At 53.3% G+C, this 26,935-nt stretch carries 25 protein-coding genes and 1 other RNA gene; 2 read left to right on the top strand and 24 right to left on the bottom strand.

What is annotated here, in order from left to right; genetic code table 11:
- Positions 1-63: 63 nt before the first annotated feature.
- The 19 genes from E6Q52_RS09285 to mraZ all read right to left on the bottom strand — a co-directional run bounded on the left by E6Q52_RS09285 (position 64) and on the right by mraZ (position 20,821).
- Entirely contained in the window at positions 64-2,043 is a 1,980-nt protein-coding gene (locus E6Q52_RS09285) for a transglycosylase SLT domain-containing protein (RefSeq protein ID WP_292821332.1), read from the bottom strand.
- A gap of 33 nt (positions 2,044-2,076) precedes the next feature.
- Positions 2,077-2,259, bottom strand: a complete 183-nt coding sequence (locus E6Q52_RS09280) for a hypothetical protein (protein ID WP_292821330.1) — start codon at positions 2,257-2,259, stop codon at positions 2,077-2,079.
- 19 nt (positions 2,260-2,278) lie between these two features.
- Complete coding sequence (gene lpxC / locus E6Q52_RS09275) at positions 2,279-3,214, bottom strand: UDP-3-O-acyl-N-acetylglucosamine deacetylase (protein WP_292821329.1); 936 nt, start codon at positions 3,212-3,214, stop codon at positions 2,279-2,281.
- A gap of 103 nt (positions 3,215-3,317) precedes the next feature.
- The gene (gene ftsZ, locus E6Q52_RS09270) at positions 3,318-4,478 is read right to left on the bottom strand and encodes a cell division protein FtsZ (protein ID WP_194754859.1); all 1,161 of its coding nucleotides are present in this window, start codon (positions 4,476-4,478) and stop codon (positions 3,318-3,320) included.
- 83 nt (positions 4,479-4,561) lie between these two features.
- Positions 4,562-5,800, bottom strand: a complete 1,239-nt coding sequence (ftsA, locus tag E6Q52_RS09265) for a cell division protein FtsA (protein ID WP_019883476.1) — start codon at positions 5,798-5,800, stop codon at positions 4,562-4,564.
- A 37-nt stretch (positions 5,801-5,837) separates the two neighbouring features.
- On the bottom strand, positions 5,838-6,542 hold the full coding sequence (locus E6Q52_RS09260; protein WP_292821326.1) for a cell division protein FtsQ/DivIB: 705 nt from the start codon (positions 6,540-6,542) through the stop codon (positions 5,838-5,840).
- A 17-nt stretch (positions 6,543-6,559) separates the two neighbouring features.
- Positions 6,560-7,480 (bottom strand): D-alanine--D-alanine ligase, encoded by a 921-nt coding sequence (locus tag E6Q52_RS09255; protein WP_292821324.1) that lies wholly within the window; start codon positions 7,478-7,480, stop codon positions 6,560-6,562.
- Positions 7,477-8,382 (bottom strand): UDP-N-acetylmuramate dehydrogenase, encoded by a 906-nt coding sequence (gene murB / locus E6Q52_RS09250; protein ID WP_292821322.1) that lies wholly within the window; start codon positions 8,380-8,382, stop codon positions 7,477-7,479. Before murB ends, E6Q52_RS09255 begins: the two co-directional genes overlap by 4 nt.
- Positions 8,379-9,773: a UDP-N-acetylmuramate--L-alanine ligase gene (murC, locus tag E6Q52_RS09245; RefSeq protein ID WP_292821320.1), complete on the bottom strand. Its 1,395-nt coding sequence runs from the start codon at positions 9,771-9,773 to the stop codon at positions 8,379-8,381. The genes murB and murC overlap by 4 nt, the downstream gene beginning before the upstream one ends.
- On the bottom strand, positions 9,770-10,870 hold the full coding sequence (gene murG, locus E6Q52_RS09240; RefSeq protein WP_292821318.1) for an undecaprenyldiphospho-muramoylpentapeptide beta-N-acetylglucosaminyltransferase: 1,101 nt from the start codon (positions 10,868-10,870) through the stop codon (positions 9,770-9,772). The genes murC and murG overlap by 4 nt, the downstream gene beginning before the upstream one ends.
- Positions 10,867-12,033 (bottom strand): putative lipid II flippase FtsW, encoded by a 1,167-nt coding sequence (ftsW, locus tag E6Q52_RS09235; RefSeq protein WP_292821316.1) that lies wholly within the window; start codon positions 12,031-12,033, stop codon positions 10,867-10,869. Before ftsW ends, murG begins: the two co-directional genes overlap by 4 nt.
- Positions 12,018-13,388, bottom strand: coding sequence for a UDP-N-acetylmuramoyl-L-alanine--D-glutamate ligase (gene murD / locus E6Q52_RS09230; RefSeq protein ID WP_292821314.1), 1,371 nt, complete (start codon positions 13,386-13,388; stop codon positions 12,018-12,020). The genes ftsW and murD overlap by 16 nt, the downstream gene beginning before the upstream one ends.
- Before the next feature lie 26 nt (positions 13,389-13,414).
- Positions 13,415-14,518, bottom strand: coding sequence for a phospho-N-acetylmuramoyl-pentapeptide-transferase (gene mraY / locus E6Q52_RS09225; protein ID WP_292821312.1), 1,104 nt, complete (start codon positions 14,516-14,518; stop codon positions 13,415-13,417).
- A gap of 8 nt (positions 14,519-14,526) precedes the next feature.
- Entirely contained in the window at positions 14,527-15,906 is a 1,380-nt protein-coding gene (gene murF, locus E6Q52_RS09220; RefSeq protein ID WP_292821310.1) for a UDP-N-acetylmuramoyl-tripeptide--D-alanyl-D-alanine ligase, read from the bottom strand.
- Positions 15,903-17,348 carry a UDP-N-acetylmuramoyl-L-alanyl-D-glutamate--2,6-diaminopimelate ligase gene (locus E6Q52_RS09215; RefSeq protein ID WP_292821308.1) on the bottom strand — a complete coding sequence of 482 codons (1,446 nt, stop codon included), beginning with the start codon at positions 17,346-17,348 and terminating at the stop codon, positions 15,903-15,905. Before E6Q52_RS09215 ends, murF begins: the two co-directional genes overlap by 4 nt.
- Complete coding sequence (locus tag E6Q52_RS09210) at positions 17,345-19,078, bottom strand: penicillin-binding protein 2 (protein WP_292821306.1); 1,734 nt, start codon at positions 19,076-19,078, stop codon at positions 17,345-17,347. Before E6Q52_RS09210 ends, E6Q52_RS09215 begins: the two co-directional genes overlap by 4 nt.
- 20 nt (positions 19,079-19,098) lie before the next feature.
- On the bottom strand, positions 19,099-19,377 hold the full coding sequence (gene ftsL, locus E6Q52_RS09205) for a cell division protein FtsL (protein ID WP_292821304.1): 279 nt from the start codon (positions 19,375-19,377) through the stop codon (positions 19,099-19,101).
- An 11-nt stretch (positions 19,378-19,388) separates the two neighbouring features.
- A complete protein-coding gene (gene rsmH, locus E6Q52_RS09200) occupies positions 19,389-20,378 on the bottom strand; it encodes a 16S rRNA (cytosine(1402)-N(4))-methyltransferase RsmH (RefSeq protein ID WP_292821302.1) in 990 nt (329 codons plus the stop codon).
- Positions 20,375-20,821, bottom strand: a complete 447-nt coding sequence (gene mraZ / locus E6Q52_RS09195) for a division/cell wall cluster transcriptional repressor MraZ (protein ID WP_292821300.1) — start codon at positions 20,819-20,821, stop codon at positions 20,375-20,377. The genes rsmH and mraZ overlap by 4 nt, the downstream gene beginning before the upstream one ends.
- A gap of 332 nt (positions 20,822-21,153) precedes the next feature.
- Between mraZ and E6Q52_RS09190 the strand changes: the two genes are divergently transcribed.
- Positions 21,154-21,522: a glutaredoxin family protein gene (locus E6Q52_RS09190; protein ID WP_292821298.1), complete on the top strand. Its 369-nt coding sequence runs from the start codon at positions 21,154-21,156 to the stop codon at positions 21,520-21,522.
- Between the two features lie 46 nt (positions 21,523-21,568).
- Here the strand turns inward: E6Q52_RS09190 and E6Q52_RS09185 are convergent, their stop codons facing one another.
- Complete coding sequence (locus E6Q52_RS09185; protein ID WP_292821296.1) at positions 21,569-23,248, bottom strand: diguanylate cyclase; 1,680 nt, start codon at positions 23,246-23,248, stop codon at positions 21,569-21,571.
- Positions 23,249-23,364: 116 nt separating this feature from the next.
- Positions 23,365-23,699, bottom strand: an RNA gene (gene rnpB / locus E6Q52_RS09180) — RNase P RNA component class A.
- A 67-nt stretch (positions 23,700-23,766) separates the two neighbouring features.
- Between rnpB and ung the strand changes: the two genes are divergently transcribed.
- Positions 23,767-24,453 carry a uracil-DNA glycosylase gene (gene ung / locus E6Q52_RS09175; RefSeq protein ID WP_292821294.1) on the top strand — a complete coding sequence of 229 codons (687 nt, stop codon included), beginning with the start codon at positions 23,767-23,769 and terminating at the stop codon, positions 24,451-24,453.
- Between the two features lie 23 nt (positions 24,454-24,476).
- Here the strand turns inward: ung and E6Q52_RS09170 are convergent, their stop codons facing one another.
- The 3 genes from E6Q52_RS09170 to rsmI are packed head-to-tail and all read right to left on the bottom strand — an operon-like array spanning position 24,477 to position 26,903.
- Entirely contained in the window at positions 24,477-24,974 is a 498-nt protein-coding gene (locus E6Q52_RS09170; RefSeq protein WP_292821292.1) for a BON domain-containing protein, read from the bottom strand.
- A gap of 26 nt (positions 24,975-25,000) precedes the next feature.
- Positions 25,001-26,035 carry a dihydroorotase gene (gene pyrC / locus E6Q52_RS09165; RefSeq protein ID WP_292821290.1) on the bottom strand — a complete coding sequence of 345 codons (1,035 nt, stop codon included), beginning with the start codon at positions 26,033-26,035 and terminating at the stop codon, positions 25,001-25,003.
- A 13-nt stretch (positions 26,036-26,048) separates the two neighbouring features.
- Positions 26,049-26,903, bottom strand: coding sequence for a 16S rRNA (cytidine(1402)-2'-O)-methyltransferase (gene rsmI, locus E6Q52_RS09160; RefSeq protein ID WP_292821288.1), 855 nt, complete (start codon positions 26,901-26,903; stop codon positions 26,049-26,051).
- Between the last annotated feature and the right edge of the window lie 32 nt (positions 26,904-26,935).

Raw genomic sequence — 26,935 nt, 5'->3', positions numbered from 1 at the left:
CTTGCAATGAATGATATTGTACCCAAAAACCACATCGACACTTAACTTGCTGTCATGACGGATTTACTCTTGCTCTGAAATGCTGATCGTCGTCGTCACGCTTTCACTCTCGCCGCTACTACGGGCCGGGATCGTGCCCAGACGTTTTTTAAGCGTGAGCATCGGCAGGCCAAGTCGCGGGGCGTACATATGCGCATTGGCCAGCACTTTTTTGACATAATTGCGTGTTTCGCTAAACGGGATGGTTTCCGCGTAAATAGCGCCTTCTAACGGCGTGTTCGCCGCCCAACGCCTGGCACGGCTGGGACCCGCATTATAGGCGGCGGTCGCCATCACTTCCTGGCCGTTAAAGGTGTCCAACGTGTAGCGCATATAGTAAGTGCCCAGGTTCACATTGGTATCAATATCATGCAACATGCCATCATGATAGCTACTCCAGCCCAGTTTCTTGGCAATCCACTTGGCGGTGGCTGGCATCACCTGCATCAGGCCACCCGCGCCCACAGACGACTTGGCGTAGTGCATAAAGCGGCTTTCCTGGCGAATAATGCCATACACCCAGGCCTCATCAATGGCCCGGCTACGCGAGGCTTTTTGCAAATAATCACGATAAGGCGTCGGGTATCGCAACTCAAAGTTGTGCGTGCGACTGGTTTTGTCTGCCGCCAGCACCGCGAGGTCATACCAGCCCTTGAGGAGCCCATATTGCGCGGCGACGATGCGGGTTGGGTCATCCAGCGCTTCGAGCAAATACATCCACTCCAGCCTGGCTTCATAGCGGGCCTCGACATCAAACAAAGCCTCCATACGTTTGACTGCCGGTTGTCTGGCAAATTGCCGCACTTCTTCATCTGTAGGCTGATAAGTGGCCATGGGCTCACCCGCGACCGGTCCTAAATCTTCTGCCGCCAGCCAGCCGTAAAAATGCCTTTCCTGAGAAAGCTTGGCCAGTATCTGGTTGGCATCTGCGACCTGGCCTTTGGCCATCAGCGCACGCGCTTTCCAATACCGCCAGGTAGATTCATCAGCCAAACCTGCAGGCATGTCATTAATCACCTTTAACACCAGGCCCCAGTCTTGCTGGCGCAAGGCGCTGCGTGCATACCACTCCCATTGTTCGTTGCTCAACAAGGCAGCATTGACCTTGCCAAAGCCCGCCAACGCCTCCGGCTCATGCTTGCGCGCCGCTTCTAAGGCGATGTAGGCCTGGGCCAGTTGTTTTTCATCGTTATCAAGCAAACCGCTGTATTTCTGGTAGCTGGTTTTCGCCACACCAGTATCTGCCTTGGCCTGACGATGGATGGCATACATATACAAGGCGCGCGCATACGGCGAGCGCTCTTGAATGCCGCCTTTTTTCAGCGTGAGCGTCGGGTTCTGCGCCATGTCGTCGATTTGTTTCAGCAAGCTGGCATCGGTTTTATTGCTGCGTTTGGCCAGCACTTTGGCCAAGCCTGTTTTATTGCTGAACAAGGCATCGCGATACAAGGTGAGTAATAATTTTTCATCCAGCACGCCTACCTGCTGTAACGCTTCGAGCATGCCCTGGCAATCTGCAGGTAAATCTTTACCAGCCAGCAACAACTTTTTGCCGTCTTCATAGGCGTTGGGATCATCCAGCGCTATGCCAGCCTGCACCTGATAGCACTGGTTACCGACATCATTGATGCTGTAATACATAGGCATCTGCGCCTGCATCTCGACAAACTGGTCCCAAAACTGTAAACGACCCAGCCGCTTGAGCCACAGTTCACGCACACGTTGTGACAACAAGGACTCGTTATTTTCTTGCAAGAATGCCTGTACCTGATAATAAGATAACTGGTCCATGGTCAGGATCATTTGCCAGTATTGCAGGTAAGGTAGCAGCGGTGAACGACGCTGCTTGAGTGTTTCAGTGGCTTCGATTAACTGCGGCAGGTTCCTGGTTTGATAGGCCTGTTTTGCTTGCGCATACGTATCGCTGTCGCCAGCAGAGACGGTGCTGGCCAGCCCCAGTAAACAGGCAGCCAGAAGAAGGAGGGAAGTGAGTCTAGTCTTCATGTGTCAACCATCACGTGCAAGACGTGAGGACAATTAAATTCTGGCCAAGCGACTCAGAAAGAAAAACAGCAACAGCAGCAGTAATAATACAAAGCCACTACGCCAGATGGTTTTGAGCCAACGCCAATAACGTGGCTGGCCAGTTTGCCACCCTAACAGCACCAGTATCAGCGTACTGAGCACCAGCACTGTAAACAAAATACGTATCCACCACATGATTAATCTGCTCGCCGTTTTATGCGGGCAACAGTGGCACGGGACTAAAGTAGTCGCGCTGTTTTAAAAAGCCGACCGGGGCGTGAGCATCATTATCAAAGCTGCAATATTCCCAGGCGCTCTCATCGGCCAGCAAAGCACGCAACAACTGGTTATTCAGGGCATGGCCAGACTTAAAGGCCGTAAACTGACCAATAATCGGATAACCCAGGATATACAGGTCACCAATCGCATCCAGCACCTTGTGTTTGGCGAACTCGTCGTCATAGCGCAAACCACCGCCATTGAGCACTTTATATTCATCCAGCACAATCGCGTTATCCAGACTGCCGCCTTTGGCTAAACCGTTGGCGCGCAGGTATTCCACCTCATGCATAAACCCAAACGTGCGCGCACGGCTGATTTCATCGACATAACTCTGGCTATCGTAATCAATGGTCACGGTTTTGCCGGAGAACTCGAACACAGGGTGCGCAAAATCAATGGTAAATTCGGCTTTAAAGCCATGGTGCGGCGTAAACTTTGCCCATTTATCGCCATCAATCACTTCAACCGGTTTAAGGATGCGCACAAACTTCTTGGGCACGTCCAGCTCTTGCAGACCGGCTGTCTGCAGCAAATAGATAAACGGCCCTGAACTGCCATCCATGATGGGCACTTCAGCGGCCGTCAGCTCTATCAGCACATTATCCACCCCCAAACCGGCGAGGGCAGACATCAAATGCTCCACGGTAGCAACGCGCGCACCTGAAAACTCTAGGGCGGAGCTCAGGCGAGTGTCATTCACTGCCGTCGGGGCGACCCGCATGGCAGGCGTATCGGGCAAATCGACACGCTGGAACACCACTCCATGATCAGCGGGCGCAGGCTTGAGCGTCAGCGTGACTTTCTCACCGCTGTGCAGCCCAACGCCAGTGGCGCTGATCGATTGTTTAAGCGTGCGTTGCTTTAACATGGTTTTCTCTGTGTTAACTAATCACTTCTATTATAAGCCAATCCGTCATCACCAATGAATTAGTCAAGCCATGCATGGCTCTAACCAATGATTGGTTAAACGATTAGTCAGCCTGTTTACGCAAAAACGCTGGGATATCATATTCTTCAATCCCGGAATTTTTCATGGCCTCAACCTGTGCACGACGGCTGTTGCTGGTAAATACGGCTGGCTCATCTTCTTCAACTGCACTGAAGATAGGCTGGTTAGTCGTACCATCACGCAACGTTGTCATGACCTTCAACTCAGGTTTAGCCTGACGTTTACCCAGTGAACCGTTCAAACCGGTCGCCACCATGGTCACACGCAGGTTGTCACCCATGCTTTCGTCCATCACGTTACCCACAATCACCGTTGCGTCTTCTGCGGTGAATTCTTTGATGGTGTTCATCACATCATAGTATTCGCGCATTTTGAAGCTGCCGCTGGCGCTGATGTTCACCAACACACCACGCGCATTCGCCAGGTTCACATCTTCCAGCAATGGGCTGGCAACGGCTTGTTCAGCCGCAATACGTGCACGGTTAGGGCCGCTGGCTTCTGCGGAACCCATCATCGCCATGCCCATTTCAGACATCACAGTGCGTACGTCAGCAAAGTCAACGTTGACCATGCCTGGGCAATTAATGATTTCAGCAATACCAGACACTGCGTTGTGCAATACATCGTTCGCGGCACGGTAAGCTTCTACCACCGTCACATCTTCGCCCAACACGTCCATCAATTTTTCGTTAGGGATAACGATAAGAGAGTCGACATACTGTGAAAGTTCTTCCAGGCCTTCTTGCGCCACTTTGGCACGCTTGCCTTCAAACGCGAATGGCTTGGTCACCACAGCCACCGTCAAAATACCCATTTCACGCGCCACTTCAGCAATAATCGGTGCCGCGCCAGTTCCCGTACCACCACCCATACCCGCAGTAATAAACAGCATGTCAGCGCCATCAATGGTTTCTGCAATGCTGTCGCGGTCTTCTAGCGCAGCTTCGCGGCCGATTTCTGGTTTCGCGCCAGCACCTAGGCCTTTAGTGATGTCAGAGCCAATTTGCAGCACGACTTTGGCATGGCTCTTTTTCAGCGCCTGCATGTCGGTGTTGGCGCAAATAAACTCCACGCCAGTCACGCTCTTGGTCATCATGTGTTCCACGGCGTTACCACCGCAACCGCCGACACCAATTACCTTGATTACGGCGCCGTCATTCTCTTTGTCAAAAATCTCAATCATACTAACCCTCCATTGCCTATTATTTGAGTGCTTGGTTTGCCCCGTACACCCGCCCTAAAACAGTTTAAAAAAACAACAAAAACTTAAAAATTACCGGTAAACCAACTCTTCATCCGCTCTAGCAATCTGCCCACTGACCCAGATTGCAAATTACCCACCATTTGTTTTTCTACCTGCTGCTTGGCCATCAGCAGCAAGCCTATGCCGGTGGCATAACGTGGGTTGCCCACCACTTCAGACAACCCTTCCACACCCCTGGGCACGCCCAGGCGCACCGGGGTATGGAATATCTCTTCGCCCAACTCAACCATGCCGCGCATCTGTGCCGCGCCGCCGGTAATCACGATGCCAGAGGCGATCATCGATTCCATGCCGCTGCGGCGCAGCTCTTGCTGCACAAACTCATAAATTTCTTCCACGCGGTCTTCAATCACCTCGGTCAAGGCCTGGCAAGACAACTGGCGTGGCTCACGGCCATCGACCGCAGGCACTTCCACCACTTCGCGCGGATCGGCCAACTGGCGCAAGGCACAGCCGTGCTTCACTTTAATTTCTTCCGCCGACTGCGTTGGTGTACGCAAGGCCACAGCGATATCATTGGTGATCTGGTCACCGGCAATCGGGATCACCGCCGTATGGCGAATCGCGCCATTTTTAAATACCGCCAGGTCCGTCGTGCCACCACCGATATCCACCAGGCACACGCCCAGTTCTTTTTCGTCATCGGTGAGTACAGACTCACTGGAAGCCAGCGGTTGTAAAATCAGATCGCTCACCTCTAGGCCGCAACGCTTGATGCACTTGACGATGTTTTGCGCCGCCGCAATCGCACCAGTCACAATATGCACGCGTACCTCAAGACGGATGCCGCTCATGCCCAATGGCTCGCGCACATCTTCCTGGCCGTCGATAATAAATTCCTGGGTCAGGATATGCAGAATCTGCTGGTCGGCTGGCAAGGCAATCGCACGCGCGGTTTCGACCACACGGTCGATGTCCATTTGTGAGACTTCGCTCTCTTTAATTTTCACCATGCCATGCGAATTCAAGCTCTTGATATGGCTACCAGCAATGCCTGAATACACTGTATTAATTTTGCAATCGGCCATCAGCTCCACTTCTTCAATCGCGCGCTGAATCGCCTGCATGGTAGAGTCGATATTGACCACCACGCCTTTTTTCAAGCCGCGGGAAGCATGTTGCCCAACACCGATCACCTTCAATGTACCTTCCGGCAAAATCTCAGCCGCTATGGCAACAATTTTGGAGGTGCCGATATCCAGCCCCACAATTAAATTTTTATCTTCTCTGACTCTACTCATGTCTTTTCCTTGAACTTCTTTCTGGCAGTCTTATTTCTCAGGCGCCACCACGTGGCATGCGCAAGGCAAAGCCGTTGGGATAACGCAAATCGGCATAACGCCAGTCACTTTCCGCGATACTTGCCTGCTGGCGATACGCCGACACAAACTGTTGTAATCGCTGCTTGGCCGCTTCGCGACCCAGCATCATTTGTCGACCATCCACGGTCTTGATCTCCCAGGCGCGACGTGAAGACAAACTCAACTGCTGGATTTGCAGCGGTGTATCCACCAGCATCTGGGCAAAACTGGCATAGCCTTGTGCCACCTCTTTAATCGCATCGCCCGGACCGTAAAAAGTCGGCAATTGTTCGTCAGAGGCGGCCTGGAACAACTCGCCATAGCGGTTCACCAACGCCACGCCGCCCCAGCGGCCCAAGGCCTGGTGTTCTTCAATCTGCACCACAATGGTGTCTGGCCATTGGCGGCGCACACTGACCTTGCGTGCCCAGGGTAACTTTTCAAACGCAGCCCGTGTACGCTGCAAATCCAGCGTATAAAAATTGCCTTTGAGATACTTGCTCACGATCAACTGGATCTGCTCGTGATTGACGTGATCCAGATTGCCTTCGACCTGCACCTGCTTGACTGGGAAGATGGGCAAATGCAACACCACAAACAACAGGGCGTAAAGCAGCATCACCACTGCCAGCGAAAACAGCAGGTTGGCGATCCAGTTCAGCAATGTTGGTCTATCCCACATCGAGTCCGTTTTCCTCTTTATGCGTCACGCACGGTTTGTTGCAAAATGTGAATCACCAGCGCTTCAAAATCCAGGCCAGCGGCTTTGGCGGCCATCGGCACCAAGCTGTGATCGGTCATGCCGGGGCTGGTATTCACCTCTAAAAAATAATGTTTACCAGCGTCATCCATCAAAAAGTCGACCCGGCCCCAGCCCTTGCAACCCAGCACCTTAAACGCCTGCAAGGCTTCTGCCTGAATCTGCTTTTCCTGCTCGGCAGACAAGCCGCTCGGGCAGCGATATTCGGTGTCATCACGCAGGTATTTGGCTTCGTAATCGTAATATTCGTTTTTAGGCACAATGCGCACGATAGGCAGCGCGGTGTCACCCAAAATACCGACGGTGTATTCGCCGCCACCGACAAACTGCTCGGCAATCACCAATGGGTCAGACTGTTTGGCCAAGCTATAAGCCGCCATTAAATCCCCTGCCTGCTTGACCTTGCTCACGCCGATGCTGGAGCCTTCGTTGGCCGGTTTCACAAACAGCGGCAAACCCAGTGCCGTGACCACATTCTCGGCATGTGTACTGTCATCCATCAGCACATAGTTAGGGGTGGTCACGCCAGCAGCGGTCCACAACAATTTGGTACGCCATTTATCCATGCCCAGCGCAGAAGCCATCACGCCGCTGCCGGTATAAGGGATATCCATCAGTTCCAGCGCGCCTTGAATGGTGCCGTCTTCGCCATAGCGGCCATGCAAGGCAATAAAGGCACGGTCATACGCTTTCAGTGCCGACAGGTCCTGGGTTGCAGGGTCAAACGCATGCGCATCCACGCCCTGACGTTGCAACGCGGCCAACACAGCCGAACCACTCTTGAGCGACACTTCGCGCTCGCCAGAACGGCCGCCAAACAATACCGCGACCTTGCCAAATGTATATTGACCTACACTCATGCCGTTAAAACACCTTCCCCAATGACTTTCACTTCCTGTATTAATGCCACGCCCTGCTTGCTATGCACCGTCGTTTTGACGTGCTCAATCAAGGCTTCAATATCTGCAGCGCTGGCGTTGCCCAGATTCACAATAAAATTGGCATGCTTTTCAGACACCTGTGCGCCACCGATGGTGTTACCTTTTAAACCTGACGCTTCAATCAAACGCGCGGCAAAGTCGCCTTCAGGGTTTCTAAAAGTCGAACCAGCGCTTGGCATATTCAGTGGCTGACTCGCTAGGCGTTTTGCCAGCAATTGTTTAATCTGCTCAGCAGACGCCTTGCCATCGCCTGCGGGCACCGCAAACCAACCGCCCAAAAACCACTCATCGGCCGCCGGATGTACCACATGCCTATAAGTCGGCTGGTACTCGGCCCGAGCGCGTACTTGCACGTCACCGGCACGATTAATCGTTTTCACCTCATCTACCCATTGCCAGGTTTCTCCACCATAGCAACCGGCATTCATCGCCAGCGCACCGCCGACCGTGCCTGGAATACCGGCCATAAACTCAGCACCGGCGCGATTGTGGCTGGCGGCAAAACGCGCCAGCTTGGCGCAAGTGACCCCGGCATCGGCATACACACGCTCCCCTTGCATTTCCAGTGCTTGTAAGGCCTGGTGCATGACTACGACCGTGCCGCGCACACCGCCATCACGCACTAGCAAATTGCTACCCAGGCCAATAAAAGTCAGCGGTTCACTGGCTGGCAATTGCTGTAAAAACTGTTGCAAATGCGCGACGCTGTCAGCCAGCACCAAACGGTCTGCCGGACCACCAACGCGCCAGCTGGTATAACGCGCCAATGGCTCGTTGTTCAGCACTTGCAGGCCAGTCGCTTTTAATCCCGAGGCGCTCATACGCTAGCAAACTCCCTGGTTTTGGCGGCCACGCTACCGATACTGCCTGCGCCCATCACCACGACGACATCCCCTGGCTGTACGCTTTCCAGTATGGTTGCTGGCAATTCATCGGTCGTTTCCACAAAGCGTGGCTCCACCTTGCCATTGACGCGGATGGCACGAATCAAACTGCGCGTATCAGCGGCCACAATCGGCGCTTCGCCTGCGCTATAGACTTCGGTTAGCAGCAATGCATCGACGGTAGATAACACTTTGACGAAATCCTCAAAGCAGTCACGCGTACGCGTGTAACGGTGCGGCTGAAACGCCAGCACCAGCCTGCGATCAGGGAAAGCCCCGCGGGCGGCAGCAATGACTGCCTGCATTTCAATCGGGTGATGACCGTAGTCATCCACCAGCGTGAAATGGCCACCGTTGACCGGGATTTCGCCATAACGCTCGAAGCGACGACCCACGCCACGGAACTCAGCCAGCGCTTTCAAAATGGCGGTATCCGGGACATTCAACTCTGTGGCAATCGCAATCGCCGCCAGCGCGTTCAGCACATAATGATGACCAGGCAGGTTCAGTGTTACTTCGTTGCGCACGGTGATGCCGTTTTTACGCACCAGCGTGAAATGCATCTTGCCGTTATCAGCCACAATATTTTCGGCGCGAATCGCGGCCTCTTCGTGGGTGCCGTAGGTCGTCACCGGGCGCGTCACGCGCGGTAAAATTTCGCGCACGTTGGCATCATCGATGCACAACACGGCCATGCCCCAGAATGGAATCTGCTGCAAAAATTCAACGAACGCAGTTTTGAGTTTTTCAAAACTGTGTTCATAGGTGTCCATGTGGTCCTGATCGATATTGGTCACTACGGCCATGATCGGCGTCAGGTGCAAAAAGGACGCATCCGATTCATCGGCTTCCACCACAATCCACTCGCCAGTGCCCAAGCGCGCATTGGCGCTGGCCGCTTCCAGCTTGCCACCAATGACAAAGGTCGGGTCCATATCCGCTTCCGCCAGAATGCTAGCGATCAGGCTAGTGGTCGTAGTTTTGCCATGCGTACCTGCGACCGCAATGCCCTGCTTGAAACGCATCAACTCAGCCAGCATCACTGCCCGTGGAATCACCGGCACTTTGCGCGCACGTGCAGCAATGATTTCCGGATTTTCTTCATTAATGGCACTGGAGACCACCACCACATCAGCATCATTCAGATGCTCGGTGGCGTGGCCCTGAAACACTGTGGCGCCAAAGCCTTGCAAGCGTTTGGTGGTGGCATTGCTGGCCAGATCAGAACCACTGACTTCAAAATCCAGGTTCAGCAACACTTCGGCGATGCCGCTCATGCCTGAGCCGCCAATACCGATAAAGTGAATTTTTTTAACTTTATGTTTCATACTGCCCCTGGTGTTCCTCTTTTATTGCCTGTCGCCAGTTGCTGGCAAATATCCGCAACCTGACTGGTGGCCTGCGGCCTGGCCAGTGCACGCGCTTTTTGTGCCATCATCAAACAGGTCGGTCTATCCAACGTTTGCAATGTTGCCGCCAGTTGGACGACTTCCATGTCGCGTTGCTGTATCAGCAACGCTGCCCCCGCCTGCTGCAAGTAAGCGGCATTGGTTGTTTGGTGGTCATCCACCGCAAAAGGAAACGGCACCAAAATGCTGGCAGCACCGACATTGGCCAGCTCGGCAACGGTCAATGCGCCCGCGCGGCAAATGACTAAATCTGCCCAGGCATATACTTCGGCCATATCGTGAATAAAAGCACGGCAATCTGCGGCGACACCGGCCTCGGCATACGCCTTTTTCAACGCCTCAAACTGTTTTTCACCGGCCTGGTGAATGATCTGTGGACGCGTATGCACAGCCAATTGCGCAAAAGCCTGTGGCAACAAGGTATTCAACGCGACTGCGCCCAGGCTACCACCGACCACCAACACGCGCAGCACACCATGATGCTCGGCAAAACGCTGCTCTGGTGTGGGTAAGGTCGTAATGCCTTCGCGCACCGGGTTACCGACCATCTCGCCTTGTGGGCCCAACGCGCCGGGGAAACCGGTTAATACACGGCTAGCGATCTTGGCCAACACTTTATTGGTCAGGCCAGCAATGGAGTTTTGCTCGTGTATCACCAGCGGAATCCCTGCCAGTTTGGCCATGACACCGCCAGGAAAAGCGGCAAAACCACCCATGCCCAGCACGACATCTGGTTGATGCTGACGAATCGCCTGTCTGGCTTGGGCAAAGGCACGCACCAGTTTCACTGGGAGTGTCAGCCAGCCCTGCAGACCTTTGCCACGCACGCCTTGCATGGTCATCATCGCTTTGTCATAAGGCTTGTCAGCGATCAGACGGTTTTCCATGCCCCCCTCGGTCGCCAGCCAGACAATTTTCCAGCCTTGCGCCTGCAGCGCATCAGCCACGGCCATGGCTGGATACACATGGCCACCGGTGCCACCGGCCATCACCATCAATGTGGATTGACCGCTCATGTCGTCAAGCCCTTTTGCAGCCGTCTATTTTCAAAATCAATACGCAGCAACACAGACAGCGCAATGCAATTGGCCAAAATGCCGCTACCGCCGTAAGATAGCAATGGCAGAGTCAGGCCTTTGGTTGGCAACAGGCCCATGTTCACGCCCATATTGATAAAACCTTGCACGCCCATCCAGACCCCAATGCCTTGTGCCAGCAATGCAGAGTAGTAACGTTCATTGGCTACCGCTTCTTTGGCAATGCTAAAGGCGCGGATGACCAGCCAGGCAAACAGCAACACCACCACCAGCACGCCGACAAACCCCAGCTCCTCAGCCACCACCGCCAGCAAGAAGTCGGTATGCGCTTCTGGCAGGTACAATAATTTTTCTACGCTGCCGCCTAGACCGACGCCCCAGAACTCGCCACGGCCAAAAGCAATCAGCGCGTGTGACAACTGGTAACCGGTATCAAATGGGTCATCAAACGGATTCAAAAAGCCTTTCATGCGCTCAAGGCGATAAGGCTCCATCACCACCAGACCAAACACGGCCAAAGGCAACGCGCCTAGCATGGCAATAAACACCTTGAGGTTGACACCGCCCAGCCACATGATGGAAAACGCAATCGACGCCGTCACGGCAAATGCGCCGAAATCGGGTTCTTTGAGTAGCAGCACACCCACAAACACCATCACCCCCAGCATGGGCAAGAAGCCTTTTTTAATGCTGTGCATGCTGCTGGCCTTGCGCACGGCGTAATCCGAGGCGTACATGGCGATAAACAACTTCATGAGCTCTGAAGGTTGCAGATTCATGATGAGTAAAGAGATCCAGCGGCGGCTACCGTTGACTACTTTGCCTATGCCTGGGATCAGTACCATGATCAGCAGCACAATGCCCATAATGAACAGGTAAGGCGACATTTTTTGCCACCAGGCCATAGGCACCTGGAACACAATGACGGCAGCGACCAGACCGACCACGATATATAACGCCTGGCGCATCAGGAAATAGGTGCTGTTATGGCCAAACATCTTGCTTGAATCGGCATAAGCAATCGAGGCGGAATACACCATGACCATGCCAAACGCCAGCAAGGACAACACCACCCACAACAGCGACACATCGTAGTTGGGCGAGTTATACCGCTCGCGGTTCATCATTAATGGGCCGAGCATGCGGCCTCCATGGCTTTGACAGCCTCAACAAATACCTCAGCCCTATGCTCGTAATTACGGAACATATCAAAGCTGGCGCACGCCGGGGACAACAGCACGGCATCGCCCGCTTCGGCCAGCGTGTTGGCAATATGGACGGCCGCCGTTAAATCGACCGCATCGACCACTGGCAATTGCAAGTTGTGTAAAACCTGCTGGATTTTTGGCCCATCACGACCAATCAACACCACGGCCCGCGCATGATGCAACACGGCTTCACGCAAGGGACTAAAATCCTGGCCTTTACCATCACCACCGGCAATCAAGACCACTTTTTGCGGTTTGCCTTGCTTGAGCATGCCACTAATGGCTGCGCAGGTCGCCCCGACATTAGTGCCTTTAGAGTCATCGTAAAAATCCACCTCATTGATGCTTGCCACCCACTCCACGCGATGCGGCAAACCAGCGAAAGATTGCACGGTGTGCAGAATAGACACTTTGTCGATGCCGATGGCTTGCGTGAGGGCAATGGCCGCCAGCGCATTGGCGATATTGTGTTTGCCGCGAATCTGCAAGCTATCCGCTTCAATATAATGACGGTGGCCAGCACATAACCAGCCAGCATCGTTCAGACCGTAATCGTTAATCGTCGGCGCCGGATTCACGCCAAACGAGACTTGTGGCAACTGACCAGCCAAGGCAGCACTGGCCGGGTCATCACGGTTAACGATGGCAATGCGCGCGTGTTGGTAAATACGTGCCTTGGCTTGCGCATAAGCCTCCATGCCGTCATAACGATCCATATGATCCTCTGACAGATTCAGCACCGTCGCCGCGTCGACCTGCAACTGATGCACGGCTTCCAGTTGAAAGCTGGACAGTTCCAGCACATAGACATCTGGCGCCGTCATCTGCAAGGTATCCAGCACCGGCAAACCGATGTTGCCTGCCACAATGGTATTAAGGCCTGCCTGCTTGCAGATTTCACCGACCAATGAAGTCACGGTGGTTTTACCATTGGAGCCAGTGATCGCAATCACTTTGGCATAGGGTGCACGAAAGCGCGCAAACAACTCCACATCACCAACCAGGGTTTTGCCTTGCGCCATCAGTTGCGCAATGACCGGCTCTTTGAGCGACACACCGGGGCTGGCCACGATTAAATCCATATTCGCGAGCAGGTTGTAATTAAACGGCCCCAGATGGCATTCCACCTCTGGGTGCTCGGCCTGCAGGCGATCAAGCCCGGCCGGATGCGGACGCGAGTCGAACATCACGACGTCTGCGCCCATATGACGCAGCCAGCGCAAGGCTGAGAAGCCGGTATCACCCAGTCCCAGTACCGCAACGCGCTGTTGTTCAAACTGTTTTTTCATGTTCGAGGCCGACCTGTTAATTCCGTTTATCGCAACTTGAGGGTAGACAAACCAACCAGCACCAGCATCATGGTGATGATCCAGAAACGCACCACCACTTGCGTTTCTTTCCAGCCTTTTTGTTCGTAGTGATGGTGCAAAGGCGCCATCAAAAAGATACGCTTGCCGGTGCCGGTCATCTTTTTGGTGTATTTGAAATACAGCACCTGTGCCGCCACCGAAAAAGTCTCAATCACAAACACACCGCCCATGATGAACAATACGATTTCCTGGCGCACAATCACCGCCACCACCCCCAGCGCAGCGCCCAGTGCCAGCGCACCGACATCGCCCATAAACACTTCTGCCGGATACGCGTTAAACCACAAGAAACCCAAGCCAGCACCGGCCATCGCCGCACAAAACACCATCAGCTCACTGGCCCCTGCCACATATGGAATGCCCAGGTATTTTGAAAACACCGCATGCCCGGCAACATAAGAAAAAATCGCCAACGCGCTGCCTACCATCACCGTCGGCAAAGTGGCCAGACCATCCAGGCCATCGGTCAGGTTGACGGCATTGCTGCTACCCACAATCACCAGGTAGGTCAGCACGATAAAGCCCACTGCGCCCAACGGGAATACCAGATGCTTAAAGAAAGGCACGATCAATGTCGTTTCAACTGGCGTGGTAGACGTGGCATATAAAAACCCTGCTACGCCTAAACCGACCAAGCTTTGCCAGAAATATTTGGCTTTGGCAGACAAGCCTTTCGGGTTTTTGTAGACCACTTTGCGGTAATCATCGACCCAGCCTACCGCGCCAAAACCGAGCGTGGTGATCAATACCACCCAGATAAAGCGGTTATGCAGATTGCCCCATAGCAAGGTTGAAATCGCAATGGCGACCAGAATCAGCGCGCCACCCATGGTTGGCGTCCCGGCTTTGACCAGATGTGTTTGTGGACCATCATCGCGCACGGCCTGGCCAACTTTGTACTCGGTCAGTTTGCGGATCATGGCAGGCCCGACCAGAAACGAGATGGCCAATGCCGTCAGCGTCGCCAGGACAGCACGAAAGGTGATGTAGTTAAATACATGAAATCCGTGTACATCCGATGCCAGCCATTTGGTCAGTTCTAATAACATATGCTTCCCTATTTCCCCACTAATTCAGTGGCTTGTGACTCTACCAACGCATTCACTACGCGCTCCATCTGCATAAAGCGCGAGCCTTTTACCAACACCACGTCCTTCGCGGTGGTTTCTGCCTGCAATGCCGCCAACAGGGCTTCAATGGTGGCAAAATGTTGCGCGTGCGGGCCAAATGTCTGTGTGGCAGCAGGCGTGAACCTGCCCAAAGCATACAAACGACTGATACCACTGGCTTTGGCATACAAGCCAATCTGTGCGTGCATGGCCTCGGCATCTGGGCCAAGTTCTCCCATATCGCCCATCACAAACACCGTGCTGGCGCCTGCCGTTTTTAAAACGTCGAGGGCGGCCTGCATAGAATCCGGGTTGGCGTTGTAAGTGTCATCAATCACTTTGGCGCCGTTGGCAGCCACTTTCACTTGCAAGCGGCCTTTAACCCCGGCAAACCCTTGCAGGCCCTGCGCAACATCGGCCAAACTGGCACCAGCAGCTAAACTCGCAGCCGCAGCCGCCAAGGCATTCATCACGTTATGCGCACCAGGCACCGCCAGGGTTAACGTGATCACCTCACCTTGATAATGCAATTTGAAACCGGACCCATCGCCCAGCACTTCACCGCGGATATCGGTCGCGTGATGCAAACCAAAGCCCAGTACACGGCGCCCGCCGTTCAAGCCGCGCCAGTAGTCAGCAAACTCACTGTCGACATTGATCACAGCGATGCCACCTTGGCTCAACCCGGCAAAAATTTCGCCTTTGGCTTTGGCGATGTTTTCACGTGAGCCAAGCTCGCCGATATGCGCCGTGCCCGCGTTGTTAATCACCGCCACATTGGGCTGCGCCAGGTGGGTTAGGTAATCAATCTCACCCAGATGATTCATGCCCATTTCAATCACGGCGCAGCGATGTGTATCGCGCAAACGCAGCAATGTCAGTGGCATGCCAATATCGTTATTAAAGTTACCAGCGGTAGCCAACACCTGGTCCGCGCCGCCAACACGCACTTGCATGATGGCCGCAATCATTTCCTTGGTGGTGGTTTTGCCATTGCTACCGGTGACTGCAATCAGAGGCAACGCTAGCTGCTGACGCCACCAGCTGGCCAATTGGCCCAACGCCAGGCGGGTATCTTTCACCAGCACTGTTGGCAGAGGCACCTCCACCGGTTTGCTGATCAAGGCGGCGACAGCGCCTTGTGCCGCCACTTGCGACAAGAAATCATGGCCATCAAACTTGTCGCCCGGCAAAGCGACAAACAACTGGCCTGGCACCACGCGACGGCTATCGGTATCGACTGACGTCACACTGACCTCAGCACCTTGCCCATTCACAGCATGCAAGGTGCCGTGACAAACTTCAGCAATGGTTTGCAGCGCAATCATGCGTTTACCTTCGCCTTCAAACTGTGCTTTTTCAAAGCGCTTTGCACCCAGTCCGCATCACTGAACGGATAACGGATGCCTTGCATCTCTTGATAATCTTCATGGCCTTTACCTGCCACCAGCACCACATCGCCTTTGCCAGCCTGGCTCACCGCGAGTGCAATGGCTTTAGCGCGGTCGGTTTCCACCGTCGCCTCACGCGCCATGCCTTCGGCAATCGCCGCAATGATCGCGTAAGGATTTTCACTGCGCGGATTATCATTGGTGACAATGACACTATCGGCCAAAGTGTCAGCAATCCGGCCCATCTCGCGGCGTTTGCCACTGTCGCGGTCGCCGCCGCAACCAAACACGCAGCTCAATTTTCCTTGTGCTTGAATGCGCAAGGTATGCAGTGCTTTTTCCAATGCGTCCGGGGTATGCGCGTAGTCAACCACCACCAATGGCAAGTCACCGCCGCCAAACATCTGCATGCGTCCCGCCACTGGCACCAGGCCAGACACAGCCTGTAACGCCGCAGGTAACGCCACCTCATTCGCCAGCAGACAAGTCAGCACCGCCAGCGCGTTATAGACATTAAACTGACCCAACGCATGCAACTGGATGTCGCCATTGCCTTGTGCTGTGCGCACCTGAATTTCAAAACCGGTGGCATGCATGGTGACGGCTGTGGCACACACATCCGCCTCCTGATGCAGACCATAACTCAATACTTTTTTACCTTGTTTGCGCAGGTCTTCAATCAGCGCCAAGCCAAACGGGTCATCGGCATTCACCACGGCCGCCGCCAGGGTTTGCCAGTCAAACAGTTTGCGTTTGGCAGCCTGGTAAGCTTCCATGGTCAGGTGGTAATCAAGGTGGTCACGCGTGATATTCGTCAGCACCGCGACATCAAAAGCCACGCCATTAACACGGCCTTGATCGAGGCCATGCGAGGAGACCTCCATGGCAACCATGCGCACATCATCGAGCACAAAATTAGCCAGCATTTTTTGCAACTCTACCGGGCCGGGCGTGGTGTTTTGCGTCGGTTGCAAATCATCCAGCGCCCCATTGCCCAGGGTGCCAATCACGGCAGACTTTTGCTGCAAAAAGTGGTAAGCCTGAGCCAGCCAGTGGGTCACTGTGGTTTTACCATTCGTGCCGGTCACGCCCACGCACCACATCTGCTCGGATGGATCTTTATAGAACTGGCTGGCAATATGCCCAACCTGTGACTTCAAGTCAGCGATGGCGATGTTATGGACGGTCCATGCCGGGTTCCAGTCAAAGCCCTGGCTATCCCAAATCACGGTATTCACGCCTTTAGCGATGGCGTCCTCAATATAGTCTCGGCCGTCACTATGCTGCCCAGGGTAAGCCAGGAACAAGCCATGCTTTTCCACCTGGCGGCTGTCCGCGGTGATGCCGTGTACCGGCGCTGGAATAATGTACTTACTCACATCGCCTCCTTCACTTCAGCCGCGTCAGCCGGGGCGGCCACGGGCAAGGCATTGCCATCCTGCGGAATCACCAGCATACGCAGCACATCATTCATCACGGCACTAAACACCGGCGCAGCGACGCTGCCACCGTAATACTCGCCATTGCTAGGCTCATCTATCATCACGGCCATAATCAGGCGCGGATTAGACGCAGGCACCATGCCGACAAAAGAACCGACGTATTTGTCATGCTCGTAACCATGATCGCCCAGCTTGTGCGCGGTGCCGGTTTTACCCGCCACGCGATAACCAGTGACTTGTGCTTTCAAAGCGGTGCCGCCAGGTTGCACGACCAGCTCCAGCATATCTTTGACTGAGTTAGCCACTTTGGCCGAAAACACTTGACGCCCAACGGGTGGCTCAGAGAGTTTGGTCAGCGTGACAGGCAGTAATTCGCCTTCATTAGCAAACACCGTGTAGGCGCGTGCCAATTGCAATAAGGTCACGCTGATACCGTGACCATAAGACATGGTGGCCTGCTCAATCGGGCGCCAGGTTTTATAGTCGCGCACTTTGCCTGCGGCCTCGCCAGGAAAGCCAATTTTGGTCGCGGCACCAAACCCCAGTTGCACATAGGTGTTCCACAATTGCTCACGATTTAAATCGAGCGCCATCTTGGCTGAGCCAACGTTAGAGGATTTCTGAATCACTTGCGCAACAGTCAGCACCTGATTGGGGTGTGCATCATGAATCGTCGCAGTGCCTATGCGCAGATAGCCAGGCGCGGTCTGAATCTTGGTATCCGGCTGATAAGGGCCAAACTCCATGGCCGCGGCTGCAGTGACCGGCTTCATGGTCGAGCCGGGTTCAAAAATATTGACAATCGCCGAGTTGCGCAACTTGCTGGCCACATTGACGGGATTGTTCGGGTTGTAGGTTGGAATATTCACCAGCGCCAGCACTTCACCGGTTTTGGCATCCAGCACCACTGCCGCGGCGGCTTTGGCCTTGTGTTTTTCAACGGCACGTGAAAGCTCGCGATGCACCACATATTGCACGGTGCGGTCTATGCTCAACACCAGGTCTTGGCCATCGTGTGGCAATTTCACGGCCACCAGGTCTTCTACCACATGACCTTTGCGGTCACGCACAAAGTCACGTTTGCCTGGGCTACCAGACAACACGTGGTTGCGATAAAGCTCCATGCCCTCCACGCCGGTGTCATCGACGCCGGTGAAACCGACGATATGCGCCGTCACTTCTGCCGCCGGGTAGAAGCGTTTGTATTCCTTTTGACTGAATACGCCGGGCACTTTCATCGCCATCACCTGTTTTGCCACATCGGGCGCCACTCTCCGTTTAACATAAACAAATTCTTTTTTCTTTTTTTGCAGCTTTAGCTGCAACTCTTTTGGCCGCATATCCAACAAGGTGGACATTTGCTTCAACTGCGCGGCCGAAATCTGCACATCGGTCGGGTTAGCCCACACCGACTCCACCGGCAAACTGATCGCCAATGGCTTGAAATTACGGTCATAAATCTTGCCGCGATGCGGCATCAACACCACTTTGCGCCGCGAAAACGCTTCGCCTTTTTTAATCAGATAGTCTTTATGCAGGGTTTGCAGGTAAAACCCGCGTCCCAGCAATAAGACAAAACTCAATAGCAGCAACACCAGCAGCGTTCTTCTGCGCCAGGCCGGCAATTTCACCAGCTTGTGTTGACTCTCTTTAAGCAGCATGACCATTCACCTCGCAATATCGTGGGCTATGGCGCAGGCGCCACATCCACCATAATCACTTGCGTCTGCTGCATGCTCGGGCTATGCATATGCAAACGTGTGGTGGCAAAGTCTTCCAGCCGCGAATGCATGGCCCAGGTGCTTTGCTCGATCTGCAACTGGTCATGTTCCGTCATATACTGCTTGGTCAACACCTCTTGTCTATCCAGCTCAAAATACAATTTGCGCGCTTTGTATTGCGCCGTCACCACACCCAGGGCCATGGCAATCGTCAACGCAAATAAAATCAAATTGAGCCGAATCATCCTGCAACTACTTACTGCACACTTGTGCGCTCAGCCACGCGCAACACGGCACTGCGTGAACGCACATTGGCTTTTACTTCAGCAGCACTTGGCTTGATCGCGCGCCCAACCGACAACATGCGCGGCTGCGGCAACTCACTGGCACGCACCGGCAATCCGGCTGGCAGATTGTCTCTATCCACTTCAGACTGGATAAAGCGTTTGACGATGCGGTCTTCCAGCGAATGGAAGCTAATCACCGACAAGCGGCCTTGCGGACGCAGCAACTGCAAGCAATCTGGCAGCACTAGCGAGAGCTCCTCAAGCTCTTGATTGACGAAAATCCGTAGAGCTTGAAATGTGCGCGTTGCAGGGTTCTGGCCCGGCTCATTCTTGTGGATGGCGCTTGCCACGATCTTGGCAAGCTGCCCTGTAGTGGTGATGGCATGCCCATCTTCGCGCTCTTTAACAATCGCCCTTGCAACCTGCTTAGCAAACCGTTCTTCACCATAATCCCTAATCACCTCAACCAATTGTTTTTCAGACATCGTCGCCAGCCACTCAGCGGCGGTTTTGCCCCGACTTTGATCCATACGCATATCCAGCGGCCCGTCAAAACGGAAACTGAACCCACGCACACCCTCATCAATTTGCGGTGACGAAATACCCAAATCGAGCAAAATGCCGTCTACCGCCTGCACACCTAACTCTGCCAATACCGTGGCCATGGCAGAAAAATGTGCATGCACCATCGTAAAACGCGCATCGGCAATTGTTTGCCCATGCGCCACCGCCGCCAGATCGCGATCCAAGCCGATCAAACGCCCATTGCTGCCTAATTTGGAAAGAATGAGTCGGCTATGCCCACCACGACCAAAGGTGCCATCGACATAGATGCCATCGGCCTGCACATTCAACGCATCCACCGCTTCATGCAACAACACGGTGATATGACTGGCGGCGACTGGTGACTCTGACGTTTCCGTCAAGGACGCGGGCGCTGACTTCGCGCCCCGCGTCATAGCGAGAATCCTTCTAGCTCTTGCGGGATCTGCAACTGGTCGGTCGCCATCAGGCTTTCCAACTGCTGATCCCATGCGGCCAGATCCCACAATTCAAAATGACTACCCTGCCCGACCATCATCACGTCTTTATCGAGCTTGGCAAACTTGCGCAGGACGGCATTCACCAGCAAGCGACCGGCAGAATCCAGATGCATCACATCTGCCTGACCGACGATCATGCGTTGAATACCACTGGTTTGAGGATTAAAACTGGACAAACTGGTCAGCTTGGACTCAATCGGCTCCCAAGCTGCTTGGGGATACAAAATCAGGCAACGGTGCGGATGGGCGGTGAGCACAACCTCGCCCTGCCCGCCAGCCGTCAGGGCGTCACGATGCTTGGCCGGCACACCGAGCCGTCCCTTAGCATCCAAACTTAACTGTACCGCCCCGCGAAACATCAATATTGACCTTTATCTGCCCATTTTGTTTAAAAGAGGGATAAATTCCCCACAATTCAACACAAAATCACCCTTTTGCACACTATAGTTAAAAAAAAAGTGCTTGGCAAGCACTTTGGGTGAAAAAATCTCTTTTAAAGACAACGACTTAGAGCATTTTAACAAAGCAATTCAAATCAACATATTGGCGCAGTAAACACATAAAGTTGTTTAATAAAAATAGCTATCTCATTGAAAATATTGAATAATTAAAAAATGTTATTTTTTGATGAATATTGATGCAAAAAACAGGTCAACTTCAGCATGTCCCTCATACTACATAGACGATTAAGATGCCGCGTTCACCACGATTGAAATTCCTGATCATCGGCGCCGTCATTTTGCTGGCGATGGAATGGCGCACATGGTGGTTTTACCTGACGCCACCACCAGATTTTAGCCACGGACAAGTGGTGCTCTACGCCACCGACTGGTGCCCATATTGCGAAAAAACACGTGCGCTGCTGGCAGCCAAAGGTATCCCATACCAGGAAATGAATATTGAAACCTCGGCGGAAGCACGCAGCCAATACCAACGACTGGCCGCGCAGGGCGTCCCGGTATTACTGGTGGCTGGGGAAGTGGTGCGAGGCTATCACCCACAAATAATGGAAGCGGCACTGGATCGCTGGCAACGGCAAGCAGCCATCTCGGTGAAATAACGGCTGAACATCATAGACAGAGTGCCATCATCAGCGCCTGTGAGCGTCAAGCAGTCACCGCCGACTGACGCGCGCGCTTATTTTCGTACATACGCTCATCTGCCAACTGCATGAGTTCGGTGATGTTTTCAGCCTCATAATAATAAGCTGAGCCTGCGCTGGCGCCAGAAAACTCAAAGCCGTCAAGGCGGACACTTTCAATGGTTTTTTGCAAGGCCTGCTCAACTACCAGTACCTCGCCTTTGTGACTCAACACTGCAAACTCATCGCCGCCCAGTCTGTACAACACAAGATGGCCACCCAAATAATGCTGGTAGTGTTTTGCGAAACTCACCAGCAACGCGTCGCCACGCGCATGCCCATAATGATCGTTGTAGAATTTGAGTCCATCCAGATCAATAAAGGTCATGGTGCCATGCAAAGGCATCTGCTCCAGCGCTTTGACGAAAGCATAGCGATTCGGCAAGCTGGTTAAAGCATCCGAATGCGCCACTTTTTCTGTCATGCCCAGCGCTTCCAGCGCCTCTTCTTTTTCTTGACGCAATTGAGAAAACTGAAAGGAAAGTACCAATGCCAGCAGCACCACCTCAATGGCCACACTCACCAATCCCAGATGCTCAATATACAGATCAAACTGCTCATGCAATCTGCTCAGGCTAATCGCCATAATGCCACAGACAAAAAACAGACTGATCGCAATTAAATAGCGCTTGGCGGTTGGATTGTTACGTTGACTGAGCCTGATTGCTGCGGCCAGCCCAAAGCATAAAAACAAGCCCACCTCATAGCGGCAAAACTGCAGCGCCCAATTCGGGTAAACCATGGCCAGCAGCAGAAATAAGGCCATCACCACCAAGATCACCACGCCCGCATGATACAGCTGCCGATGCTGATAACGGTTGATTTCCAGCAGATGAATCACAAACAGCATGTACGCCATGCTGGAGATCAATACTGGCATCGATACCCAATAAATCGAGTGCATATTAAACAGGTCGGAGAGAACCAGTAGCGCCGCACTGTTATAAATAAAATTACCCGCAATAAAGATGGCATACATGGCTTCGACGCTGCGGTTACGGCTTGTTGCGAGTACCGCATAATAGATGCCAAGCCCGCAAAAGATACCCAGCGCAAATAGCGTCAGCGCATTGCCACGCTTGATCGCATGCATATAACTTGCCTGGTCTTGCAGATAGGGTTCAGGAATGGCCAGATAATTAGTAGAGATCACTTGCGTGGCCAGGACGTATTTGCCTGGCACCAAGCTGACACTGCGCCCATGCCGCAAGAAAAAAGGATTCTCTATGTGACGACCAATGCCACCCTCGAGGCTGGCCACTTCGCGCCCTTGCTGGTCATACACCTGATGCCTGAAATATTCTATGGTGCTGGTGTTTTTGAAATCAAACACATAGGCTTGCGCAGTATGGATTTCAAAAGAGCCTTTATAAAGATAGTGGCCACCCGTCAGGCTGACTGCTTGAGAAGAGGGATATTGCTGATGTAGCGGATTAGCAAGAAATTGCTGGTGACTTTGCGCGCCGTGATACGGGCTTACAAGATGCCAATCACCCGCGATAGACTGCGGGGAAGCGTGTGCGATGCTAACAGATAGCAAAGCAATCATGACCGCCCCCAACACACGGCCCAAAATACTTAACATCCCCATGATAAAGTCACCGCTGATTGCGCATTCGTTCGTATCACTATACAAGAAAGTCATGCCAACGCACAGCGCAATGGCCCGCTGAGCTGAACCAAGCAAACGCTCAAGGCGGCGGTGCGCAAGCTCATTCAAATTGAGGCAGCTGCCTCAGGCAAAAATGGTGAGGCAAGAGAAAGTAAAGCCAACCGATAAGCCGGGTTCTGTATCCACTTGCGTGGCGACAGTCATTCATCTAGGCGTGCAATTGCTCACACGCTCAAGCTATCTACCCGCTGGCAGCGCGAGCCACGCCTTATTACTTGCGTAAAGTGCCAGCCTATTTGATATTGCTGCAGATGGAGGTTACCGCGTTTCACCGTAACTTAATACGCTCGTCTCTGTGGCCCTATTCCTCACCTTATACTGTTACCAGCTTTCAGCGTACGGCCGTTAGCCGTCATCCCGCTCTGTGCAGCCCGGACTTTCCTCCCCCTAGCAAACACTAAGCGGCGACTGTCTGGTTGGCTTCATGACTATTTTACCACGCTTGGCTGAAGCGCCTATAATGCACAAAACCCTTTATTGATATTGCTGACATGATCACACAGGAAAAACCCGGCCAGCTAGACCCTTCGTGGCAAGCCGTGCTCGGCACAGAATTCGACAAACCCTATATGCAATCGCTCAAGGCATTTTTGCAGCAGGAAAAAACTGCTGGCAAAACGATCTACCCACCCGGGCCACTGATTTTCAACGCGTTTAACCATACGCCGTTTGATCAAGTGCGCGTGGTGATTATCGGCCAAGACCCTTACCACGGCCCGGGGCAAGCACATGGACTCAGTTTTTCGGTGCAGGCTGGCGTGCCACTGCCGCCGTCACTGATGAATATTTTTAAAGAGATTCAATCCGACCTCAACATCCGCATGAGCGGCAGCGGCGATTTAACGCCATGGGCAGACCAGGGCGTATTGTTATTGAACGCGACCCTGACGGTGCAAATGGCCAATGCAGGCTCGCATCAGAAGCGCGGCTGGGAAACATTTACCGACGCCGCCATCGCCGCCCTCAATGCACAGCGCGAAGGCCTGGTGTTTGTGCTGTGGGGCAGTTATGCACAAAAAAAAGGGGCCGTGATCGACCCCAATAAACATCTGGTTTTAAAATCTGTACATCCTTCGCCTTTATCGGCACACCGCGGCTTTTTTGGGACGCGCCAGTTTTCACAAATTAATGAATACCTGACCGCGCACGGACAAACACCGATTAACTGGCAATTGTAAATCCAAGCCCTCACCTTTAACCGTTAGGGCTTGACGACCAGTGCATTCTTGACCGACTTGACGCCGCTGACACCCATGGCAATTTTCTCGGCACGGGCTTTTTGTTCTTCGCTATCGACAAAACCGCTCAAAATCACACCATTGTCCTTGGTTTCAACACTGACCTTCAAACTGCTGAAGTTTTTTTCTACCAGGTATTTGGATTTGATTTTGGCGGTGATGGCGCTGTCCGCAGCTGTTTGTTTGTTTTCTGCGTTATCGACCTTGGACTTATATGCGGCAAACTCATCCTGATCCAGACTGCCATTATGGTTTTTATCCGCCTTGGCAAACGCGCTATGCGCAAAATCTTTATCTTTAACAGCTTCTTTCTTCGATAACTTACCATTGCCATCACTATCGAGTGCTTTAAACGCTTGTGCATACGGCGTTTGCTCACCACGCATGTCATCAATCGTGACCGCAAACACCTGAGTACTTAACATGACACCGAATCCTGCAACCAACCATGTGTTGTTCATCGCTTATTCTCCAATGTTTTAAAGTGTTACACCAACTTCCAGGCAATCGTTTGACCGGCGCGTAACGGCACCAGCACATCATCGGCAAACGGAATGCTCTCCGGCACCAGCCAGCGCTCTTTGCGCAAGGTCACTTGATCCGTGTTGCGCGGCAAACCGTAAAAGTCTGCGCCATAAAAACTGGCAAAGCCTTCCAGTTTGTCCAGCGCACCGGCCTCTTCAAAGGCTTCAGCATATAACTCAATCGCCGCGTGGGCGGTATACATGCCCGCACAACCACAACTGGCTTCTTTGGCCGATTTTGGATGTGGCGCACTGTCGGTGCCCAAAAAGAATTTGGCCGACCCTGAAATCGCGGCTTTCACCAAGGCCTGACGATGTGTTTCGCGCTTGAGCACTGGCAAACAATAATGATGCGGGCGGATACCGCCAGTAAACATGGCGTTACGGTTCATCAGCAAATGGTGGGCGGTAATCGTTGCGGCCAGGTTGGCCGGGCCAGCCGCCACAAATTCAGCTGCGTCTTTGGTGGTGATATGCTCAAACACGACTTTGAGGCCTGGAAAGTCTTTTAACAATGGCTGCAAATGACGCTCGATAAACACCTTCTCACGGTCAAACACATCGACATCACCATCGGTCACTTCACCGTGAATCAGCAAAGGCATGCCTTGTTTTTCCATCTCGGCCAGTGCCGCGGCACATTTATTTAAACTGGTCACACCAGAGTCACTGTTGGTGGTCGCCCCGGCCGGATACAACTTCACCGCCTGCACCACACCACTGGCGCGAGCGGCCGCAATTTCTTGCGCGGGCGTATTGTCGGTTAAATATAAGGTCATCAACGGCTCAAAGCTGAGCCCGGCAGGCAAGGCCTGCTGGATACGCTGATAATACGCCAGCGCCAGTTCGGCAGTCGTCACTGGCGGGCGCAAATTTGGCATCACAATCGCGCGCGCAAATTGTTTAGCGGTATCTGGCAGCACAGCCTGCAAACCGGCACCATCCCGCAGGTGCAAATGCCAGTCGTCAGGACGGGTCAGGGTGATTTCAGTGGTCATAACTTGTTACCTTTTAATCTGGGCTTGCGGCTTTAAGCGCAAGCGCTGCTTCATATAGTTCGTTCTTTTTCTGGCCGGTAATATCCGTCGCCAACGCGACTGCCTGCTTGAGCGGCAGCTCTTGCAACAATCGCTGCAAGACTCTTAATGTCTCCTCATCCAGGCCTTCGGCTTTTTCCTGCATGTCTGGATGCACCAGCAGCACAAACTCACCACGCTGCTGATTTAAATCAGCTTTTAACCAGTCTACCGCGTCTGTCAAGAGGCAGGTATGGATGGTTTCAAAGGTTTTGGTCAGCTCGCGTGCCAGCGTCAGTTGCCGCGCACCACCCAATACATCATGCAAGTCTTGCACGCATTCAACAATGCGGTGCGGTGCTTCATAAAACACCAGCGTAGACGGTATGCCTTTGAGCAGTTGCAGGCGCTTGCGACGTTGCGAGCCACTGGCAGGCAAAAAACCATCAAAGTAAAAACCGGCCTGGGTGATGCCTGCTGCTGACAAGGCCGTAATCACCGCACTTACGCCAGGAATAGGCACTACGTTGACCCCAGCCTGGCGCACGGCCTGCACCACCACGGCACCCGGGTCACTCACGGCTGGCGTACCGGCATCCGTGATCAGCGCGATAGATTCGCCTGCCAGCAAGCGCTTAATCAAGCCCTGTGCCGACTGCTGCTCATTATGCTCATGCACCGCCAGCAAGGGCTTGCTAATGCCAAAATGCCGCAACAAGCCCACACTATGGCGCGTATCTTCGGCCGCAATCGCATCCACCTGTTGCAAGGTGGTGAGGGCTCGCTGGGTGATATCGCCCAGATTGCCGATGGGCGTTGCCACCACATATAATGTACCAATCTCGTTCATGCTGGCATTTTATGTCATCACGCCAGTTTCGC

The organism is Methylophilus sp., from assembly GCF_008015755.1.
GTDB lineage: Bacteria > Pseudomonadota > Gammaproteobacteria > Burkholderiales > Methylophilaceae > Methylophilus.
The sequence above is the reverse complement of the archived record's forward strand: the minus strand, read 5'-3'. Positions and strand labels throughout refer to the sequence as shown.

Excerpts from the sequence above, each read along its gene's own strand:
- pyrC (WP_292821290.1), bottom strand. The coding sequence starts at position 26,035 with ATGACCACTGAAATCACCCTGACCCGTCCTGACGACTGGCATTTGCAC.
- murC (WP_292821320.1), bottom strand. The coding sequence starts at position 9,773 with ATGAAACATAAAGTTAAAAAAATTCACTTTATCGGTATTGGCGGCTCA.
- E6Q52_RS09170 (WP_292821292.1), bottom strand. The coding sequence starts at position 24,974 with ATGAACAACACATGGTTGGTTGCAGGATTCGGTGTCATGTTAAGTACT.
- murF (WP_292821310.1), bottom strand. The coding sequence starts at position 15,906 with ATGATTGCGCTGCAAACCATTGCTGAAGTTTGTCACGGCACCTTGCAT.
- murG (WP_292821318.1), bottom strand. The coding sequence starts at position 10,870 with ATGAGCGGTCAATCCACATTGATGGTGATGGCCGGTGGCACCGGTGGC.
- ftsW (WP_292821316.1), bottom strand. The coding sequence starts at position 12,033 with ATGCTCGGCCCATTAATGATGAACCGCGAGCGGTATAACTCGCCCAAC.
- mraZ (WP_292821300.1), bottom strand. The coding sequence starts at position 20,821 with ATGTTTCGCGGGGCGGTACAGTTAAGTTTGGATGCTAAGGGACGGCTC.
- E6Q52_RS09285 (WP_292821332.1), bottom strand. The coding sequence starts at position 2,043 with ATGAAGACTAGACTCACTTCCCTCCTTCTTCTGGCTGCCTGTTTACTG.
- ung (WP_292821294.1), top strand. The coding sequence starts at position 23,767 with ATGATCACACAGGAAAAACCCGGCCAGCTAGACCCTTCGTGGCAAGCC.
- ftsZ (WP_194754859.1), bottom strand. The coding sequence starts at position 4,478 with ATGATTGAGATTTTTGACAAAGAGAATGACGGCGCCGTAATCAAGGTA.
- murD (WP_292821314.1), bottom strand. The coding sequence starts at position 13,388 with ATGAAAAAACAGTTTGAACAACAGCGCGTTGCGGTACTGGGACTGGGT.
- E6Q52_RS09190 (WP_292821298.1), top strand. The coding sequence starts at position 21,154 with ATGCCGCGTTCACCACGATTGAAATTCCTGATCATCGGCGCCGTCATT.
- E6Q52_RS09185 (WP_292821296.1), bottom strand. The coding sequence starts at position 23,248 with ATGACTTTCTTGTATAGTGATACGAACGAATGCGCAATCAGCGGTGAC.
- murB (WP_292821322.1), bottom strand. The coding sequence starts at position 8,382 with ATGAGCGCCTCGGGATTAAAAGCGACTGGCCTGCAAGTGCTGAACAAC.
- mraY (WP_292821312.1), bottom strand. The coding sequence starts at position 14,518 with ATGTTATTAGAACTGACCAAATGGCTGGCATCGGATGTACACGGATTT.
- E6Q52_RS09260 (WP_292821326.1), bottom strand. The coding sequence starts at position 6,542 with ATGTGGGATAGACCAACATTGCTGAACTGGATCGCCAACCTGCTGTTT.
- ftsL (WP_292821304.1), bottom strand. The coding sequence starts at position 19,377 with ATGATTCGGCTCAATTTGATTTTATTTGCGTTGACGATTGCCATGGCC.
- ftsA (WP_019883476.1), bottom strand. The coding sequence starts at position 5,800 with ATGAGTAGAGTCAGAGAAGATAAAAATTTAATTGTGGGGCTGGATATC.
- E6Q52_RS09255 (WP_292821324.1), bottom strand. The coding sequence starts at position 7,480 with ATGAGTGTAGGTCAATATACATTTGGCAAGGTCGCGGTATTGTTTGGC.
- E6Q52_RS09210 (WP_292821306.1), bottom strand. The coding sequence starts at position 19,078 with ATGGTCATGCTGCTTAAAGAGAGTCAACACAAGCTGGTGAAATTGCCG.
- rsmH (WP_292821302.1), bottom strand. The coding sequence starts at position 20,378 with ATGACGCGGGGCGCGAAGTCAGCGCCCGCGTCCTTGACGGAAACGTCA.
- rsmI (WP_292821288.1), bottom strand. The coding sequence starts at position 26,903 with ATGAACGAGATTGGTACATTATATGTGGTGGCAACGCCCATCGGCAAT.
- lpxC (WP_292821329.1), bottom strand. The coding sequence starts at position 3,214 with ATGTTAAAGCAACGCACGCTTAAACAATCGATCAGCGCCACTGGCGTT.
- E6Q52_RS09280 (WP_292821330.1), bottom strand. The coding sequence starts at position 2,259 with ATGTGGTGGATACGTATTTTGTTTACAGTGCTGGTGCTCAGTACGCTG.